We start from the raw sequence: 16,894 nt of genomic DNA, 5'->3' as shown, positions 1-16,894 counted from the left end.
GGTTCCGGACCAGAGTGCATTCCTAGTAAACGGCTTCTTTCGAAACAGTTCATTCCTTAAAACTTAAGGTACATTAAGTCTTAGGCTTAATCTGCTTCATTTTCCACTAAAAATACCGTGCCTACCTTTAACCAAAGATTTATTATACAAATTAAAATTTTAAAATCATGGCACTTACAACAAGAATCAATGCAGATGATGTCGCATTTTTACTGATCGACCATCAAAGTGGTCTATTCCAAACAGTCAAAGATATCGAAGTACCTACATTACGAAACAATGTCGTGGCACTAGCCCAAATTGCTGCTGTAGAAAATATTCCGGTCATCACAACTGCATCAGAACCCAAGGGACCCAATGGACCATTAATGCCTGAAATCCATGAGCATGCGCCGCATGCTGTATATGTTGGCCGTACTGGTGAGGTTAATGCTTGGGATACTCCGGCTTTTGTTCAAGCAGTGAAGAATACCGGGAAGAAAAAATTAGTGATTGCGGGAGTACTGACCAGTGTCTGTGTTGCCTTCCCTGCTATTTCAGCGATCGCCGAAGGTTATGAGGTATTTGCGGTCATTGATGCCTCTGGCGATATGAGCCCGCTATCGACTCAGGTAACTCTTGCAAGACTGCAGCTGGCAGGAGTTATCCCAATCACAACTACTGCTGTTATCAGTGAGGTATTAAAAAGCTGGCAACACAAGGATGCTGCGAAATATGCCAAAGCACTTTCCATGGTCATGCCAAATTACCAGGCCTTGATTGAAAGTTACTACAAAGCACAGGAAGTGGCACTTGAGAATAAATAATAACCACACATTAGACTGTCGTAAAAATTACGGCAGTCTAAATAAAAAAAGACTAATCTCACGACTAGTCTTCCTATGAAACAACAAATTTAAGTGCTTATGTCGTCTCGAAGATAAGTCTTATTTAGAATAATTACAAATAATAATATATTTATTTAATCATTAAAATTATCGAAATTGCTTTGGTTTCATTTGACAGGCAGCCTGTTCAGCAATCTCCGCGATCCGTTTGTTCCGGGTTTCGGGACGTTTCGCTAAAGCAATCCATTGCAGCAACATTTTCTTTGCTGATTTGCTCAAACCGGTAAAGAATGCTTCAGCCTCGGGATAGCTCTTCAATGCACTGTCCAGATCTTCTGGAATAAACAGTTCCTCTACGCTATCAAGAACGTACCACGAGCCGTTTTCCTGGGCCATCCGGATTACTTCCAGTCCTGCTTGAGTCATCTGCCCACTGGCTATAAGCTTCTCTATTTTTTCCTTGTTAACTTTGGACCAAGTTCCCTTGGGCTTACGTCTGCTGAATAACTGCTTAAAAGAGCCTTTCTGAATTGTTTTTCTTGTACTATCAATCCAGCCAAAACATAATGCTTCATCCACCAATTCACTCCAGGCTACAGCCGGCTGCCCCGAATTCTTTGTATGACAGATAATCCACACGGATTTCTCCACAAGATGGTTATCCATTAGCCACTGTCGCCATTCCGCCTGTGTATGAATACTGATGGACTGCACTTCCTTTATCTGTTGTATCTTATTCATTTGTGGTTTATTTATTATTTCCAGCTCTCGACAGATTATCCCCACAGATATATTTCTACAAGGTGCAGCATTTTATTGCATTGTCAACCCGCCCCCCCTATTGCTGGTACATAAAATTAATAAAACAAAAGACAACAGTTTGTCAGTACGGAATATTTCTACAGGATTACTTCGGAGATGAATCGCTTTTGACCGGAGTTTAGTCAATTTAGGTACTGCAAAAAAACGGATAAAACCTCGTTATTTGTAGCCGAATTAATAGTATATTTAATAAACCGATTATTGATGATTTTCCAGAGAAATAACAAGATACCATCTAAAACTGAGCATTATGAAAAATATTAAAATTGAGATCAAATGGGCTATTTTTTTCACACTGATGACTTTAGCGTGGATGCTCTTAGAAAAAATGTGTGGGCTCCATGGCAAGTATATTGACTATCACCTTTACCTGACCAATCTTTTTGCTATCCCGGCAATTCTATTTATGGTTCTGGCACTGAAAGATAAGAAGAAAAATTTCTACCATGGCAATATGAGCTATATCCAAGGATTAATTTCGGGCCTAGTACTTTCTGTTATTATCGCTTTATTAAGCCCGCTGACACAATGGATTATTTCTTATGTCATCACGCCTGAGTATTTCCCCAACGTCATCAAACGATCGGTCGAAATAGGCTATTACAAAACAACGGCCGAAGCGGAGGCGAATTTCAATTATAAGAATTATGCCATTAATTCCACTATTTTTGCTTTCATTTTCGGTGCTGTCACGACAGTCATTGCGATGATTTTCATTCGTACAAAAAAATGATCCCCTAACCAGAATTTTTAAATGTATAACCAAAATTGAATAATAAAAATCTATAGGGAACTACCCGTTTCCAATACTATTTACCTCATTCTTTGCTGCTTTTCTATAAAGTCAAGCAGATCATTTTTATTACCCAGGAAAGTAAAGTTTCCTGTCAATGTGGAATAATTTCTTTTGTCCGAACAATTTCCGTAGGCAGCCTTGGCGACTTTCAGCTTTTCGTCATCCCATTGAAAACGTTTCATGATTTCACTAATTTGTTCAACGCGAAGTGTTGTCTCAGAAAAAATCGGGTTAATTATTTTGAATTTTGCATCGTCAAAAGGTTCCCTATTCATAAGACTGAATAAACGATCCAATTCTGCCCTGGTGATCGGTGTAATGGAATTTATCGGTGGGATCCCCATATCCGGATTATCACCCAGATGAATAGGTCTGCCCGGTGCACCGTAAGCATAAGCCACGCCATTACCGTTGTCTACCAACGACATGTCTATAGGAATTTGAGCAAATAGATTAATAAGCTGGCTACGGCTCCGTGTATTGCGCTGAATTCCGACTTTAAAGATCATCTCCACAAAATCACCATTTTCATTGCGTACAGTAATCTGCCTCCGTTCCATTTCCCGCTGTCCTCTTCCACTTATCAGGGTGCTAATAGTATACAACTGATCCGAAAGTCCATCGATGGTCACCTGCAATTCCGGCCGATCGTTATAAGCTACCCCGTTCAAGGAAAGAATAAAGGGCTGACTTTCGGAAACAACTGTAATTCTTCCCATATTGGAAGGACGATACTGGGCTTGTAGATTAATTCCGATCAACTGAACCAGAAAGAAAATGAGGGTATATTTCAACATAAAATACAGATTATTTAATACTATGACTCTTTCGTTCGCGCAAAGATTAATTCACCATACAATTTTTTAATAATTTTATTTAATCCATCATACCGTAGCATCATGTAGCCCACTAGCAGCACTACTTTACAGTTATTATCGTTACTTTTTACTATATTTTTTTATAATATTAGTGAGTACGCTTTCCGTAAGTTCGTGGTTTTCCAAAGTCGGAAATCCTTCCCAACGGACAATACCATCAGGGTCTAGCAAAATGCAATGTGGTATCCCCTGGACTTCAAGTTCTTTTTTTAGTTTGCCTTTTGTATCTACGGCACTGTAATAATCAATTTTAATTTCCTTGGCATTTTGAACTACAGTAGCCGCTTCGTCTGAAACACCAATTATCGCGAGCTTGTCCCCATACTTTTTATGCCACTCATTCAATTCGGGAATGACCCTACGGCAAGGTCCACACCATGTCGCCCAGAAATCAATAAGTACAAATTTGCCCTTTGTCTCCGGCGTATCAGACAGCCACTGCTCTACTTCCAATTTTGGTGCCTTCTTATTCAAAATTGATTTTGCCCATAATTTTTTATTATTGTTGCTTTCCTGTGCATGACCAATGGTACATAACAGACAAAGGGACATAAAGGCAATAGCTTTTATTCGTGTTTTTACATTCATAAAACTGGTTTTTATTTTTTTCCTCCTTATTCCTAGCAGCTGACTCATAACTATTTGCATTCAACAACCGATTTTAATTTCACTTATACAAATAATCATATTCAGCAATATCCGAAAATAAACTATTTTTTTTTATCATCCTAGAGATGGCCGAATCTGTCCATTCTTTGTCATTGTAGCCATATCACCTTCTTCGTACATTTGTACCATACAGCGTACACGATGGAAAACACAGCGAAACAAACAGAAATAAAAACAATTGCACTTTTGATCTTGCCGGGGGTTCAGTTATTGGATGTTGCGGGTCCCTGTGATGTATTTATGTCTGCCAACCACTTTTTGCCAGATGATAGCGCACTGAAGTATGAAGTGGAGCTGATATCCAGTACCTCAGATAAGATCGTATATTCAAGTGCTGGAATTCCCCTTACCTGCGGTCATTCCATTGATGATGATGATTTTCCGATAGATACGCTACTCGTTGCCGGTACCGAACTTAGCGTGCTGGATGAAATCAACACCGACCTTTACAGGTACCTGCAACGTCGGGCTACAAGTGTAAGACGTATCGGATCAGTCTGTGTCGGGGCATTTGTTTTGGCCAAAGCGGGATTATTAAGAGGTAAACAGGTCACGACCCATTGGAAATACGCTGCTATCCTGCAAAAGGACTATCCCGAGCTTGAAGTGAATGTCAATCCGTTTTTTATCCGTGATGAGGGCATCTATACCTCAGGTGGAGTAACGTCAGGAATAGATCTAGCCTTGGCACTATTGGAAGAAGATTTTGGAAAACCTTTAGCTTCCGAAGTAGCCAAACATCTTGTACTTTATTTGAAACGCCCAGGTGTGCAGACCCAATTTGGAAATCTGATTAGCGACTATGATCTATTATCCCCCTTCACAAAGACAATCAGGGATTTGCTCAAAGATAAGCTTGGCCAAGCGGTCAGTATAGACTATATGGCGGAATCTGTCTATATGAGTGTCCGTAATTTCTCAAGGGTATTTCTCAAAGAATCAGGTATGACACCCGGTAAGTTTCTGGAGAAAATGCGACTGGATCAGGCCAAAAACATGCTGGAATATACCGATATGAGCCTAGCTATGATTGCACAAAAATGCGGATTTGGAAATGTAGTCTCCCTTCGACGCCTATTTCTGAAATACCTTTCCATTTCTCCAGTTCAATTCCGAAAGACCTGTAAAGGCAGCGAGTAGTCCATTTCACCTTATTAAAATCACAAAAATACTGGTATTCAATCACCGGCAGGGAAAACTATGTCCCAATTTAACGAACAACAACTTGTATATCATGATGAATTCAAACCAAAACAACAAAAGCATGAATGTCGCATTTTTAATTTATGATCAAGTCGAGGCACTTGATCTCAATGGTCCACTGGATGTATTTATCAAGGCCAATGTCATCGCAGCCGGAAGTTATCATTGTTATACCGTCGGGAAGACCAGAGAAGCCGTGCAAATGGAAGCGGCGACCATGGCAATCATCCCGACGCACAGCATACAAACCGCTCCCCTTCCGGATATGATTGTTATTCCGGGAGCCAATCCCGATTGCGTCATGGAGTACCTACAGGATAATGATTTTCAGCAAACCTTAATGAAATGGGTCAAAAATCACTATGACCGCGGCACGATTATTTTTACAGTTTGCACCGGAAGCATGCTGCTGTCCAAAACCGGTATTCTGGATCATTATGCAATTACGACCCACGCCATGCTGCTGGATGCTTTAGAACAGCACAATCCAAAAAGTAACGTCAAACGTGCTGTTCGGTTTGTCGATCAGAAACGGTTGATCACCACTGCTGGAATAACCGCAGGAATAGATGCGGCACTTTATTTGGTGGAGCAGCATTATGGAAAAGAACTGGCCGAAAACATTATTGAAATATTTGAATACCAGCAGCCCATAGATAGGTTAAAAACAAGCTAGCCCCACCAGTTTTGGCTAAATTTCGCCATTCTGGATCAGCTACAAGTTAGGACACCTAACTAAGTTTGTATTGACAATAAGGTCATCACTTAATGATTCAATCAATATGAAAAAATCAATTTTTTATCACGCCGGCTGTCCGGTTTGTGTCAGCGCAGAACAAGATATTATTGGCCTTATCGGCGAAGCGAATGTCGAAGTTGTCAATATTGGCGAAGACCGAGCACGTATCGGTGAAGCGGAAACAGCAGGGATCCAGTCGGTACCAGCGCTGGTCACACCCAATGGAAATGTTTTACATATCAACTTCGGTGCCTCCCTGGCAGATGTAAAGGGTTAGTACCAAAGGCTGCAAGAGCACCACTAGCTTGCAGCCTTTTTCTTGTTTTCAATCTTAAAAAATTAAAAAAAATGAAAGTAACAGTTTGGGATACCTATGTAAAAAAACAAAATGGCGAAACGATGCATTTTGATATTATTGCTCCGGCGTACATCCTTGAAGAGGCCATTATCCATAAAATGGGGAAAGAATACCTGGCCACAAAACAACACGCGGATTTGCAGTTAACAGCCAAGGAGTGCCGCTTATGCCATCAGGAAATCGCCAGTGCGGAGATGCTGGAGAGCCTGCATGCAAAAGGTTATTTTATTATCGAAATGGAAGGTTGTGATTAGCTCTTTCAAAACAGCAGTCAGCACTCCGACAGCGATCGACCGTAAGATCGTATCCGCCTTGGAGAAAGTATCGCAGGTGCTGCGTACCCTTGCCTGGAAGAAGGCGACCGAGCAGTCCATCAATCCGATACAGCTGCAAATCCTTCTTTTCCTGCTCCAGCATCCGGAGCAACAGGTTAGCGTAAGTCTACTTTCCGGCACATTTAATATCTCCAAAGCCAGCATCAGCGACACCATTAAGCTACTGGAACGTAAAATGCTGATTGAAAAAGTATACGACCCTTCGGACTCCAGAAAGTTTACGATCCAGCTACTTGCGAAGGGCCGAAAAAGCGCATTGGAGGCCGCTCTTTTTGACAGGGCACTGCTGTCGGGCATAGGAGAAATGGCGGCTATAGATAAAGAAAACCTCTTTTCTGCCCTTTCGCAGCTCCTGCACAATCTATACCGCGTCAATGTCATCAGCCATCAGCGGATGTGTCAGACCTGCCAGCATTACCGAAAGAAAGAAAACCTTCACTACTGCAACCTGCTGCAACAGTATATGGCTGTTGCAGTATTACAGATTGATTGTCCCGAACATCTGGCCCAGCTATAGATAGTAGACAAAAGGCTTGAAACATAAAAAGCCCCTCCAAAAATAGAGGGGCCATCCAGCCTGTTAAAAGCACACCCTAACTGTAACAGATACCACTACTATTCTTTTGCTGGGATCTTCATCCGCAGCTTCAGGATATAATCCCTGTTCTAAGCGATCACCATAGTCGCTCATACCCCTGTGGTCAAGCGGCACTGCATCCGGAGGATTTACTCCACCGTAAACCAACGGTAGCTCTCGGCCGGTATTGTAATGGTCATTGTCGTTTTACCAAGATGATCCAAAGACGCTGTTTTTACGGTCTTGTCATCAAAGGTTATTTTCGCAGCTCCCTTTAATCCCGTGTAATAAAGAGGTATTTCAATGGTCCTTGTGATGGCAGTTTTCAACGGATTAAACAGCATCCCCAATCCCTTGCTCCCTTTCTCAGCTGCATTCACATGCAAAAAGCCATCCCAATCACGACCATCTGCGCGACGCAAGTGAATCAGATCAGCATTGAGGATCGTGCGGTATTTTTTATACCATTGAATGACATCAATCACCGTCTGCTTGGTCTGCTCCGTATCATAAAGGCGGGGACCGCGGTAGCAGGCCTGCACCCCCGCACCATAGTACTGCATCATCAGCTGTTTATAATCCTCCTGATGCTCATGCAGCGGTTCCAATACTGCCTCTTTTCCCCCTACCTGATAAGCTGTTAAGGGTACAAATCCCCAGCCCATGGACGGGTTCTGCTCCCAAAGTGCGTCAAAGATATTCTGTCTGTTGAGTATACGCTGATTTTCACGGGGCAGTGAAAAGTTCACTTCCCGATAACCGATCCCTGTCTTGTTAGAACCGTCCAAAAAGTACCAATCCGGTGAATTGATATATACGCCACGGGCATTCAGCCAATGATACAGCTGCTTTTGCATATTAAATTGTACCCATTGGCTATCCTCTAGTCCGTGGTGACCGGGATGGCTTGTTGAAGCACATTGATCGCCCGGAAAAGGGCCATCATTTTCCCAGATATCAAACCCGGTTTTCTCAAAAAATGTCTTGATCCGTTGGGCATAACCTATCCCCCATTTGGAACCAAAACAAGGAGCATTCCCGAAAAATGTTCCACCCGTCTTTCCCGTCTTTGGGTTGATAATATCATCCGCTTCGCTGATCTTACGTGAGCTAAATAAGGAGTAGGCTCCAATTTTAATATTTTTGCTGTGCGCATAATCGGCCAGTTTCTTCAATGCTGCAAGGTTTCCGGCTGTTGTATCCTCCATATTGACATGGCTGCCAAAGCTCAGGATGAGTGCTTCGTACCCTGTGGCGGCACACTGGTCAATGGCGGTGTAAACCTGCTCGTCTTTTTTGCTGACCAGATGCATAAAAATCGGATTGGCGGTAGTCCATGGTGCGATGGTCCGATACATCTTTCTGATGGCCAGTCCACGGCGCTCTCGATCATAACTATCCATCAGCAGCTCCCAGGAACGGATCGAGCTAAAGTTGTCCTTTGCAGCAAGCTTGACACCTACACCCACTGTCGGGTAAACCTCCATGATCGCCGGCGTTTTTAAGTCGTAATTCACCTGTGAGGTATAAGTAGAATCTGCTTTCCAGTGTAAAGACTGATCGCTCAGGTGATAACGCATGGCATTATTGAAAGCAAAATTACTTTCGACATAAAGGCCATGCTGTTTTTTCATATCTTCCACCGAACCTACCACCGCACTTTCTTCTTCAACCAGCGCCAGCTTCTCATTGATCACCTGATTGATCTGCACGGTCTGGTTGCCACTGTTCCGAATGGTTACCCATTTACTGATCAGCGGGATCCCGTCGTAGATGGCATAATGCACTTTCACTTCGATTCCAGATAATGCGGCGGCGGCCGGAGCAACGTAGGTAAAGGTCAGAACCTTCCCTTTTCCAGCAGCCTTATGTGTAGACCACCACTTATCTCCCTTCCAGGGCAGCAGTGGATCCAGTTCACTGATCTCATGTTTGACATAACTAAAATCTTCAGATCTTGCCGTAAATGTGGGCATCCATTCTGGTCGCAGGTAAGCGCGTTCCTTCTGCCCATCCACCCCACCGACATTATACCACTTGCCGTTGAGCTGCAGCTGAGCTTCAGGCTGTACGGCACGAATCAGCTGCTGTCCTGTAGTTAAGTTGGTAAAATCATAGCAGAAAGCATTCGGCTTGATCCAAAAAGAGCGACGCACGAGCCCATTGTCCAAGACAATATTCTGGCTGTCGACCGCAATGCGGGATTGGTACGGTGCTGCGCCACTGATCAGCCAGTCCTGCGGCTTATTCTCCTTTTTCTGTGCGAACCCATTTTCCGCGGCTATTAACGCTAATGCAACTAAAAGTAACTTAAATCTCATGTTCTTTATTTAGGTGATTGGTGTTTCCCTTTGTTTATAAAACTGTTCAGACCCTGAAATATAGGAGATTTAATTAAATTGGAGAAAATTTAAAGTCGTGCAATCGATTGTTTATTTTTTTTAAATAGGATATACAGTAGATCATTGCAAACATCTGAAAATAAAATCGTTGGTTTTGGTTGCCAGATAGATCTTCCAACCTTTTAATTGCGACCGTATATGTATCTTTACTTTCCATTGCTCAGCAAGACTAATAAAACTTTTATAACTAAATATTAAACAATTTCGATGAAAAATATATTCCTGATCATTACCTTACTGGTCATCAACGTTCAGCTCAAAGCACAATCCACGCTGCAACTAAAAAAACAACTACAAGAAATTATCGCTCAGAAAAATGCGACAGTCGGAATTTCAATAAAAGGTATAGCTGCTAAAGATACCTTAAGCATCAATGGAAATTTGAAAATGCCCATGATGAGTGTCTTCAAATTTCATATAGCACTTGCTGCACTTCATCAAGTGGACAAGGGGAAATTAAAGCTCGACCAAAAATTTTTCATCAGAAAAGATGAATTGCTTGAAAATACATGGAGCCCCATGCGGGATGATTATCCCAATGGGAATATCTACCTAACCCTGGATCAACTCTTACGGTATACGGTATCCCACAGTGATAATAATGGCTGCGACATTTTATTAAATCTTCTTGGTGGTCCAGAAAAAGTACAGCGCTTTATTACTCTACAGGGCATTAAAGATATTACCATTAAGGTCAATGAACAGCAAATGAGAACCTGGGATAATCTGTATCTCAATACAACCACACCGATAGCCAGCACGCTGCTTCTCGAAATATTCTATCAAGGTAAAATACTAAAAAAAGAAACCAGCAGCTATCTCTATCAGATCATGGTCGAAACATCCAGAGGAACTACTTGGATGAAAGCCGGACTTCCGCAAGGAACAGAGCTCGCACACAGAACAGGTATATCGAATACAAACGAGCAAAATCTCAGAGCTGCTATGAATGATATCGGTATTGTGAAATTGCCGAATGGTCATCATTTTACGCTCTCGATATACCTAATGAATATTACGGAAAAGAGAGAAGACAGTGAAAAATTAATTGCCGACATCACTGAAGCGACATGGAAATACTTTACTGTCAAATAGCCAATGCCTTTCTATGCCTCTGAATGAGCCAATACTGCCCCTTACTAACCAATAACGGTATTGAATGACCTTTGATTCAGTGGAAAAACGATTATACAATTTATGTTTACTCGCGTTTCCCCGTAATATAGGCATACATCGCAGTGGCATGTCCATGACCTAATTCGAAATCCTCTTTTAGCCAATTAACGATTTGGGTTGCTTTGATTCCTTTTTTTAATTTTCCCTCCTCAGTAAACCCTTTTTCAATAGCTAACTTTTCAAAATCAGCGCGGGACTTTCCCGTCTTTTCTTCAATGTTTTTAATATAGGTTTGAAATGACATAAGATTTTATTTTTTGTTAATTTATATTTTAAAGTCCATATTTTTCGAAATTTCCTCCGACTAATTCATGAATTCGTTCAATCTGTTTATGATCATATCCCAGTCATTATCATTAAGTTCATGTCCCGTACCGTTTAATTTCAAAAGTTCTGAATTTTTAATCTCCGATAATAGTTTGTCTGTATGGCCAAAATGCCATATTTTATCTTCAGAACCATGGATTATCAATGTTGGTGATTTGATCTCATTTAACCGATCATAATAGGCCTCCCCTCCTTGTAGTAAGGCATGGTTAAACATACTGCGGTAATTTATGGATCGATGAAAATCTGCCCGAACTCTTTCTTCTTCTTTCGCATAGTTTACTGGTTTTTGGCCAGCCATCAGATGCGAACTTTCTAGCATATACTTTACTGTGGCATTTTCATCGTCCCAATTTACATGCATTGCTTTGACCTGAAAGTCAATAATCTGCTTATCCATTTCAGGAACATTGGGATCAGGTGTACCCCATGGTCCAGTAGACATTAAAACGAGTGAACCAACCCTTTCGGGATACTTGATCGCTACAATTTGACCGATCAAACCGCCTAAAGAAATTCCCATAATATTTGCTTGTCTAATATGATATCCATCCAAAATATGAATGGCATCATCGGCAAGATCTTCCATGCTGTAGGAGATGGAACCTGGTTTTCCTGTTGTTGATTTTCCGACATCTCTGTTATCGTAACGAATGACAAAAAAACCTTTTTGGGATAATTTTTCACAAAACTCCTTATCCCAATATAATAGCGAAACAGTTGCCCCAGCTATTAATAAAATCGCTGGATTTCCCGGTTGTCCAAAATGTTCTGTATAAATGGAAATTCCATTCTTGACAATTATTTTTTCAGCATGTGATTTCATACAACTATTTATTAAAATGATAATGAGTAAAAAATTCCGATTCTTTTCATTCCCAAAAGTATCATCAGTCTAAAAACTAAAATTGTATAAATTCGACATTTATTCTTTTACAAATAATGACAGGTCCCCAGAAAAATAGGCTATTGGCTTTTTACCGGTAAAAGCTCTAAATTCTCTAATCATATGTGATTGGTCGAAATACCCCGCCTGCAATGCCACTTCGGTCAATGACAAATCTTGATTAATAGCATTCTCAATACTTTTTTCAAAACGGACAATTCTTGAGAAATTTTTAGGAGAAAAGCCTGTCAATAGCTTAAAGTTACGTTCAAATTGCCGCTGAGATAGAAATTGCTGCTGGAGAACTTCTTTCATTTTCGTACTCCCCTTATGAAAAACAATATGCTGTATTGCAGGAATGGTATCAGCTAGCCTAGTTGAAAATTTATTTATCCTTTGTTCTAGATATTCCGTCATCACAGCGACTCTTTCTTGTGTATTTACACAGTTCAAAACCTTTTCCTCTAAAAAAACGCCCTCCTTCCCCAATAATTCAGCTATTTCAATATTTTGATTCGTGATTTCAGATGTAGGAAGGTCAAAGAGAAATGGTATAGCATAAGGTTGAAAATAGATTCCAAAGACACCTACTTTTTGTTCGGCAGACAGCTGGCAAAAGGTATCTGTTTGCGACTGAAAACCACTATTGAACAAATTGATTGCTTCATGATTTTTGGAAATTTTCATTCCGGGAATATATTGGAAAGCTAATTTGGGATATATCGATGCTACAGATGAATGCTGGTACGAAGATGCTGCATCAAAATCGGCTTCAAAATTCCAGAAAAAACAAACTAAGTGCTTGATACTTTCCTTGGGATATACTTTTTCATACTTCATCTTATCGTATTTAGAATTGAGAATTTACAAAAATTAATCACTAGAAACAAAGGGAATAGCGCAAAAGGTAGCTTTCCCTTCAACATGCGAGACAGCTCATGAATAAACCTATACAAACCCTAAAACTGCTGTGTGCAACATCAAGTTCAGTAATTCATTAAGGGTTTTGATGCGCACAAAGAATGTGATATGAGTTACCAAATGCCCGCAAACGAACATTCCGCGTTCAATACAGAACAGATAAAATGCAAAACAATCAATACAAATAACTATATATCAAAACTTTATATTTCAGGCATCTCATTTGTTCTAGCAAAATTTTACCAGCAAAACTGTCTAAATTTAGCACTAGTATGGGCTCAGGTTTGCTCAAGAAAATACACTGGATAACAACACTTTTCTGAATATTCTCGGGACGATAACAAAGGAATATTCTGCTTTCGAATACTTCCCGAATGATCAGCGCCATTATTTTAATTTAGGCTATAGCTTATTTGGACTAGCACTGGAACGGGCAGTTAAAACAAACTACGGCCGCTACATAAAATCAGCGATTTTGAATTCAACAGATTTGATGAATATATTTCCAATTTGGTATTGCCCGCATTTGCCGAAAGTCCATTAACGGACTTGCAACAATATGGAACCTATTCACTGGTGGGTGGCAAAGCATCATTCCGAATATACCAAAAAGAGGGCAAATTATATACGACTTATCTAACAGACATCTTTGCGGATGCCGCCTTAAAGTTTTCAGGAAATACCGCTATGATCCTGGAAGATCAGACCGGTAAATCCGTCCGCTTCGAATTTATGCTCGATAGGAAAAGAAAAGTTTCCCTGTTAAATTTAAATCAATTGATGTAGAAAAAAGATTGATTTGCCGATACCCTTAACCAATAGGCTCGGCATGCACCCAATAATGAAAAATATCACTCTCTTCACGCTTCTGGTACAACAAGGCAATATTGGATTTCTTTGTTTTCCAGATTTTCAGCACTTTATCTTTCGGTATCGATGATTTAAAAAGTTGCTTAAACTGTTGGTTTAAAATGGCTTCGTCATCTTCAAAAGCTGCTTTGCCATACAACTGCGTGATATAGGCTGAAAGCGCCGCACGTTCGTTATCAGCCAAGTCAGGATTCGGTTTCCGATAGTCTGTGGAATCAAAACTGACTCTTAGACCCGAGAATAGTACATCATCCTTTTTCTCAGTCAGAATATAAAATTCATAGCCCAAGGTGCCATTGCTTGTATAGCCAGTATTTTGACCTAAATTTTTAACCTGATCCCAACTGACATTCAAAAAATCAGCTGAGGCCGAAATATTGACATTCATCGAATCCCTTACCAGCCTATTATTGTCTTTATAACCCGATAAAAAGATTTTATAAGTACCCGGAAGGTAGAAATGATGCCCCCATTCCGTTGTGAAAGAATAACCACCTGCCTGTTGACGCAAAAGATTAAACTTTTGGGAGCTCCCCTCCACTTGCCAGATCAGCGAATCCAAGTTGCTATATATCAGGGGTACCACCATCGATTCATTGGGTCCTTTATACGTGCTGTCCTTTAAGGTGAAGACCACCATATCATAAATGCCTGCCTTTTTAGTATCAGCAATAAGATGCAATGGCAGTGGTTTTACTGTCTCTTCTTTGGGTTCTTTATCCTTATCATCTTGATCCAACTGTTCGTATTTGTCTGAACAGCTAAAGACAAGTAAAGTCGAAAAAGCAAAAACACTTAAATATTTTAACATAGAAATATAAATTATACAATAATTAACCGGACCGTAAGATCCGACAAACCTATAAAATATTTCATTAATTAAGTAATAAAAAAGCATTAATTAAACAACAAAACGCTAGTTTAACAGGATAACTTGAATATAATGGTTATCAGCAAGAAAAGATCATAACAGCTACTAGCTATAATTTACATAAAAAACAGCTCGCATTAATCGCTAGTAGGATGCTGTTTCAGTAAATTGAAACAGCATCCTACTAGGTTAACCTGCAGGGCTAATAACTGATCACCTTCTCATTGGTCTGGAAATTATCCAAGGAGAACATGGTCTTTTTATAATAGCTGACAAAAGAAATACTTCCTTTGGGCTGGATGTCAGTGGGAAACTCCACAGCGAAATCCAATGGCGCCAAGAAAATTGAATCACGCTTATTATCTGATCTATCAAAATATACCCGCGTCCCCTGTAATGGCGAAAAACCGCTACCTACGGTCTCAACGAAAAATAGAGCTTGTTTTCGGCCACTTGGTGAAGTCGTAAAATTGTTGAATACCCTATTGAGGCTCAAGACCGTCGCACCGTAGCGTTCCCCCTCCACGGATGTCGTTGCTGTCATCGCCTTCGAACTGTCTCCTTCTGCACTAAAGCCACGTGCACTGACCGTATAGCGCGTTTCCTTCAGTTTGTCCAAAAAGATATTTTTTTCTTTTCCGATCTCGGAAGCTGCAATATTATAATACGATGTGTCCCGCAGCGCATTTAAGTCGTTGGTTACCACCAAGCGTATCCGCTTTATCTTTGGATCAGTGCTCAAACGCATATGTACCTGAGCTCTCCCGTTACCGGGATATATTGCCAATGAATCCAATGCTCCGGGATAGTAGCGCTCAGCATTCTCCAAATAGGCCTTATAATAGTGATCTTCCTTCTTACAGGCTGCCAGTCCAATTATCAGCGCAGCTATATATATTATTTTTCTTTTCATAATTTTCACTCATTACTATTAGATAATCATCTGCTAACGTTGTCCCCAGAGGGTGATCTCGGACATGATAATAGCAGAAGGATTTTTGTCTGAAGCTTCAATACCATTCCATGTACTCAATACCTTGATACGGATATAGCGGTTCTTATAACGTGGGTCTGCAGGGTTCACATCCGGAAAATCCCATTCTTCACCTTGTTTTACATAATTTTTGTCATCCGTTGTGGCAGCCTGTCCAAAGGGTAACCCTGAGGGTCTTATACTTTCGAAAGTTCCCAATAAAAACCATTTGTCAAAGCTTGGGTCATTCATATCTGGATTGTTTGATCCCCATACCTGGAATTTTTTCACATGGGTGGTCGTATAAGATCCATTTAAATCAGACATCCGTGGCCAGGTTTTGATACGGCTTAGGATAGACTGTGCACCGAGATCAATTGAGAAAGAAAAAGGAATTGGTGTCGATGCAAACCAGGCCTCATCTCCATGTGATGTCATCTTGTTATCCCATAATGTTTTATATTTCAAACTACGTCCGCCGTAAGTTCCATTAAACGTATCCCAGTCGCCACCAATGGCACCTACCGCAATCTGGGTCAGCTGCCAGGTATCTTTGGGAATCAATATTTCTTCCAGTGGCGCCAGTTCCTTTACGATGGTATCCGAATTATTGCGCCATTTATCCTGAATAAATACCCCAAAAGTGCTCATGCCTTCGCTTATGCCGCGTACACGCAGGGTCTGCGTTTCCAGGCTCGTATAGGCTGTATCAATATTTTTCCAGTTGTTTTCAGCATCCTTTTTCATGACAATGACAACCAGCGGTTGTTTCTCCTTATTGTCAATGTAAATATTGACTCCGCCATAGGTGGAATTAAATTTTGAATCATTTTTCAGGCTCTCCGAGATCAGTCGATTATAAGGTGTAGCAACGTCGACCGTCACGACGATCGGCTTGGACGTGACCTCGCCAACACTTACAGAATAAAGTTCGACATCATATCTGCCCGCAACAGAAAATCCTTCCACCCGAAGCGAATCCTTGTACTGTGTAGATTTAGTCTCTACACGACTGCCGTTGTTCAAGACATAGACCGCCTTTACATAGCGGAAATCCTTATCTGTAGGAAGGTCATATTTGATTACAGCAGCACCGGCCAATGCATAGGTGCGCACATTTGTCACCTGCCCCGCTACTGCGCCCTCTTTGATCGGCTGTATCCCCACATCCTCCTTACAGGCCTGGAAAAGAGCTATAGATAGCCCCACAAAGATCAAAAGTCTAAGTAATCCTTTTGTGTTATATACTAAGTTCATATTCATT

At 40.8% G+C, this 16,894-nt stretch carries 19 protein-coding genes; 9 read left to right on the top strand and 10 right to left on the bottom strand.

Going from position 1 to position 16,894, the window contains the following annotated elements:
- Positions 1–167: 167 nt before the first annotated feature.
- Entirely contained in the window at positions 168–806 is a 639-nt protein-coding gene (locus LC454_RS14250; protein WP_223583166.1) for an isochorismatase family protein, read from the top strand.
- A gap of 168 nt (positions 807–974) precedes the next feature.
- On the opposite strand, the gene LC454_RS14245 is transcribed toward LC454_RS14250, so the two are convergent.
- Complete coding sequence (locus tag LC454_RS14245; protein WP_223583165.1) at positions 975–1,568, bottom strand: YdeI/OmpD-associated family protein; 594 nt, start codon at positions 1,566–1,568, stop codon at positions 975–977.
- A 331-nt stretch (positions 1,569–1,899) separates the two neighbouring features.
- Between LC454_RS14245 and LC454_RS14240 the strand changes: the two genes are divergently transcribed.
- A complete protein-coding gene (locus LC454_RS14240; RefSeq protein ID WP_223583164.1) occupies positions 1,900–2,382 on the top strand; it encodes a DUF4199 domain-containing protein in 483 nt (160 codons plus the stop codon).
- A gap of 80 nt (positions 2,383–2,462) precedes the next feature.
- On the opposite strand, the gene LC454_RS14235 is transcribed toward LC454_RS14240, so the two are convergent.
- Entirely contained in the window at positions 2,463–3,242 is a 780-nt protein-coding gene (locus LC454_RS14235; RefSeq protein WP_223583163.1) for a DUF4476 domain-containing protein, read from the bottom strand.
- Between the two features lie 141 nt (positions 3,243–3,383).
- Positions 3,384–3,911, bottom strand: a complete 528-nt coding sequence (locus LC454_RS14230) for a TlpA family protein disulfide reductase (RefSeq protein WP_223583162.1) — start codon at positions 3,909–3,911, stop codon at positions 3,384–3,386.
- 222 nt (positions 3,912–4,133) lie between these two features.
- On the opposite strand from LC454_RS14230, the gene LC454_RS14225 reads away from it, so the two are divergent.
- The 5 genes from LC454_RS14225 (at position 4,134) to LC454_RS14205 (ending at position 7,144) form a co-directional block, all read left to right on the top strand.
- Positions 4,134–5,132, top strand: a complete 999-nt coding sequence (locus tag LC454_RS14225) for a GlxA family transcriptional regulator (RefSeq protein ID WP_223583161.1) — start codon at positions 4,134–4,136, stop codon at positions 5,130–5,132.
- Between the two features lie 94 nt (positions 5,133–5,226).
- Positions 5,227–5,871 (top strand): DJ-1/PfpI family protein, encoded by a 645-nt coding sequence (locus LC454_RS14220; RefSeq protein WP_223583160.1) that lies wholly within the window; start codon positions 5,227–5,229, stop codon positions 5,869–5,871.
- Positions 5,872–5,941: 70 nt separating this feature from the next.
- Positions 5,942–6,211: a thioredoxin family protein gene (locus LC454_RS14215; RefSeq protein ID WP_223583159.1), complete on the top strand. Its 270-nt coding sequence runs from the start codon at positions 5,942–5,944 to the stop codon at positions 6,209–6,211.
- Between the two features lie 71 nt (positions 6,212–6,282).
- Positions 6,283–6,546, top strand: a complete 264-nt coding sequence (locus tag LC454_RS14210) for a DUF2024 family protein (RefSeq protein ID WP_223583158.1) — start codon at positions 6,283–6,285, stop codon at positions 6,544–6,546.
- Positions 6,539–7,144 carry a MarR family transcriptional regulator gene (locus LC454_RS14205; protein WP_223583157.1) on the top strand — a complete coding sequence of 202 codons (606 nt, stop codon included), beginning with the start codon at positions 6,539–6,541 and terminating at the stop codon, positions 7,142–7,144. The genes LC454_RS14210 and LC454_RS14205 overlap by 8 nt, the downstream gene beginning before the upstream one ends.
- A 209-nt stretch (positions 7,145–7,353) precedes the next feature.
- Here LC454_RS14205 and LC454_RS14200 read toward each other — a convergent pair whose 3' ends face one another.
- The gene (locus tag LC454_RS14200; RefSeq protein ID WP_223583156.1) at positions 7,354–9,525 is read right to left on the bottom strand and encodes an alpha-galactosidase; all 2,172 of its coding nucleotides are present in this window, start codon (positions 9,523–9,525) and stop codon (positions 7,354–7,356) included.
- A 288-nt stretch (positions 9,526–9,813) separates the two neighbouring features.
- Between LC454_RS14200 and bla the strand changes: the two genes are divergently transcribed.
- On the top strand, positions 9,814–10,701 hold the full coding sequence (gene bla / locus LC454_RS14195; RefSeq protein WP_223583155.1) for a class A beta-lactamase, subclass A2: 888 nt from the start codon (positions 9,814–9,816) through the stop codon (positions 10,699–10,701).
- A 106-nt stretch (positions 10,702–10,807) separates the two neighbouring features.
- Here bla and LC454_RS14190 read toward each other — a convergent pair whose 3' ends face one another.
- The 3 genes from LC454_RS14190 to LC454_RS14180 all read right to left on the bottom strand — a co-directional run bounded on the left by LC454_RS14190 (position 10,808) and on the right by LC454_RS14180 (position 12,835).
- On the bottom strand, positions 10,808–11,026 hold the full coding sequence (locus LC454_RS14190) for a DUF4287 domain-containing protein (protein WP_223583154.1): 219 nt from the start codon (positions 11,024–11,026) through the stop codon (positions 10,808–10,810).
- A gap of 60 nt (positions 11,027–11,086) precedes the next feature.
- Entirely contained in the window at positions 11,087–11,935 is an 849-nt protein-coding gene (gene estT / locus LC454_RS14185) for a macrolide hydrolase EstT (protein WP_223583153.1), read from the bottom strand.
- 99 nt (positions 11,936–12,034) lie between these two features.
- Positions 12,035–12,835, bottom strand: coding sequence for an AraC family transcriptional regulator (locus LC454_RS14180; protein ID WP_223583152.1), 801 nt, complete (start codon positions 12,833–12,835; stop codon positions 12,035–12,037).
- A 591-nt stretch (positions 12,836–13,426) separates the two neighbouring features.
- Between LC454_RS14180 and LC454_RS14175 the strand changes: the two genes are divergently transcribed.
- Complete coding sequence (locus LC454_RS14175; protein ID WP_223583151.1) at positions 13,427–13,702, top strand: hypothetical protein; 276 nt, start codon at positions 13,427–13,429, stop codon at positions 13,700–13,702.
- A gap of 25 nt (positions 13,703–13,727) precedes the next feature.
- On the opposite strand, the gene LC454_RS14170 is transcribed toward LC454_RS14175, so the two are convergent.
- The 3 genes from LC454_RS14170 to LC454_RS14160 all read right to left on the bottom strand — a co-directional run bounded on the left by LC454_RS14170 (position 13,728) and on the right by LC454_RS14160 (position 16,887).
- Positions 13,728–14,597, bottom strand: a complete 870-nt coding sequence (locus LC454_RS14170; protein ID WP_223583150.1) for a hypothetical protein — start codon at positions 14,595–14,597, stop codon at positions 13,728–13,730.
- A 262-nt stretch (positions 14,598–14,859) separates the two neighbouring features.
- A complete protein-coding gene (locus tag LC454_RS14165; RefSeq protein ID WP_223583149.1) occupies positions 14,860–15,570 on the bottom strand; it encodes a DUF4998 domain-containing protein in 711 nt (236 codons plus the stop codon).
- A 33-nt stretch (positions 15,571–15,603) separates the two neighbouring features.
- Complete coding sequence (locus LC454_RS14160; RefSeq protein WP_223583148.1) at positions 15,604–16,887, bottom strand: DUF5000 domain-containing lipoprotein; 1,284 nt, start codon at positions 16,885–16,887, stop codon at positions 15,604–15,606.
- Positions 16,888–16,894 lie beyond the last annotated feature (7 nt).

It is taken from the genome of Sphingobacterium sp. GVS05A, from assembly GCF_019969845.1.
Lineage (GTDB): Bacteria > Bacteroidota > Bacteroidia > Sphingobacteriales > Sphingobacteriaceae > Sphingobacterium.
This window is presented reverse-complemented; position numbering and strand designations above follow the sequence as displayed.

Coding starts and splice junctions, on each gene's coding strand:
- bla (WP_223583155.1), top strand. CDS start 9,814: ATGAAAAATATATTCCTGATCATTACCTTACTGGTCATCAACGTTCAG.
- LC454_RS14225 (WP_223583161.1), top strand. CDS start 4,134: ATGGAAAACACAGCGAAACAAACAGAAATAAAAACAATTGCACTTTTG.
- LC454_RS14245 (WP_223583165.1), bottom strand. CDS start 1,568: ATGAATAAGATACAACAGATAAAGGAAGTGCAGTCCATCAGTATTCAT.
- LC454_RS14200 (WP_223583156.1), bottom strand. CDS start 9,525: ATGAGATTTAAGTTACTTTTAGTTGCATTAGCGTTAATAGCCGCGGAA.
- LC454_RS14235 (WP_223583163.1), bottom strand. CDS start 3,242: ATGTTGAAATATACCCTCATTTTCTTTCTGGTTCAGTTGATCGGAATT.
- LC454_RS14220 (WP_223583160.1), top strand. CDS start 5,227: ATGATGAATTCAAACCAAAACAACAAAAGCATGAATGTCGCATTTTTA.
- LC454_RS14210 (WP_223583158.1), top strand. CDS start 6,283: ATGAAAGTAACAGTTTGGGATACCTATGTAAAAAAACAAAATGGCGAA.
- LC454_RS14230 (WP_223583162.1), bottom strand. CDS start 3,911: ATGAATGTAAAAACACGAATAAAAGCTATTGCCTTTATGTCCCTTTGT.
- LC454_RS14160 (WP_223583148.1), bottom strand. CDS start 16,887: ATGAACTTAGTATATAACACAAAAGGATTACTTAGACTTTTGATCTTT.
- LC454_RS14170 (WP_223583150.1), bottom strand. CDS start 14,597: ATGTTAAAATATTTAAGTGTTTTTGCTTTTTCGACTTTACTTGTCTTT.
- LC454_RS14190 (WP_223583154.1), bottom strand. CDS start 11,026: ATGTCATTTCAAACCTATATTAAAAACATTGAAGAAAAGACGGGAAAG.
- LC454_RS14240 (WP_223583164.1), top strand. CDS start 1,900: ATGAAAAATATTAAAATTGAGATCAAATGGGCTATTTTTTTCACACTG.
- LC454_RS14180 (WP_223583152.1), bottom strand. CDS start 12,835: ATGAAGTATGAAAAAGTATATCCCAAGGAAAGTATCAAGCACTTAGTT.
- LC454_RS14250 (WP_223583166.1), top strand. CDS start 168: ATGGCACTTACAACAAGAATCAATGCAGATGATGTCGCATTTTTACTG.
- estT (WP_223583153.1), bottom strand. CDS start 11,935: ATGAAATCACATGCTGAAAAAATAATTGTCAAGAATGGAATTTCCATT.
- LC454_RS14165 (WP_223583149.1), bottom strand. CDS start 15,570: ATGAAAAGAAAAATAATATATATAGCTGCGCTGATAATTGGACTGGCA.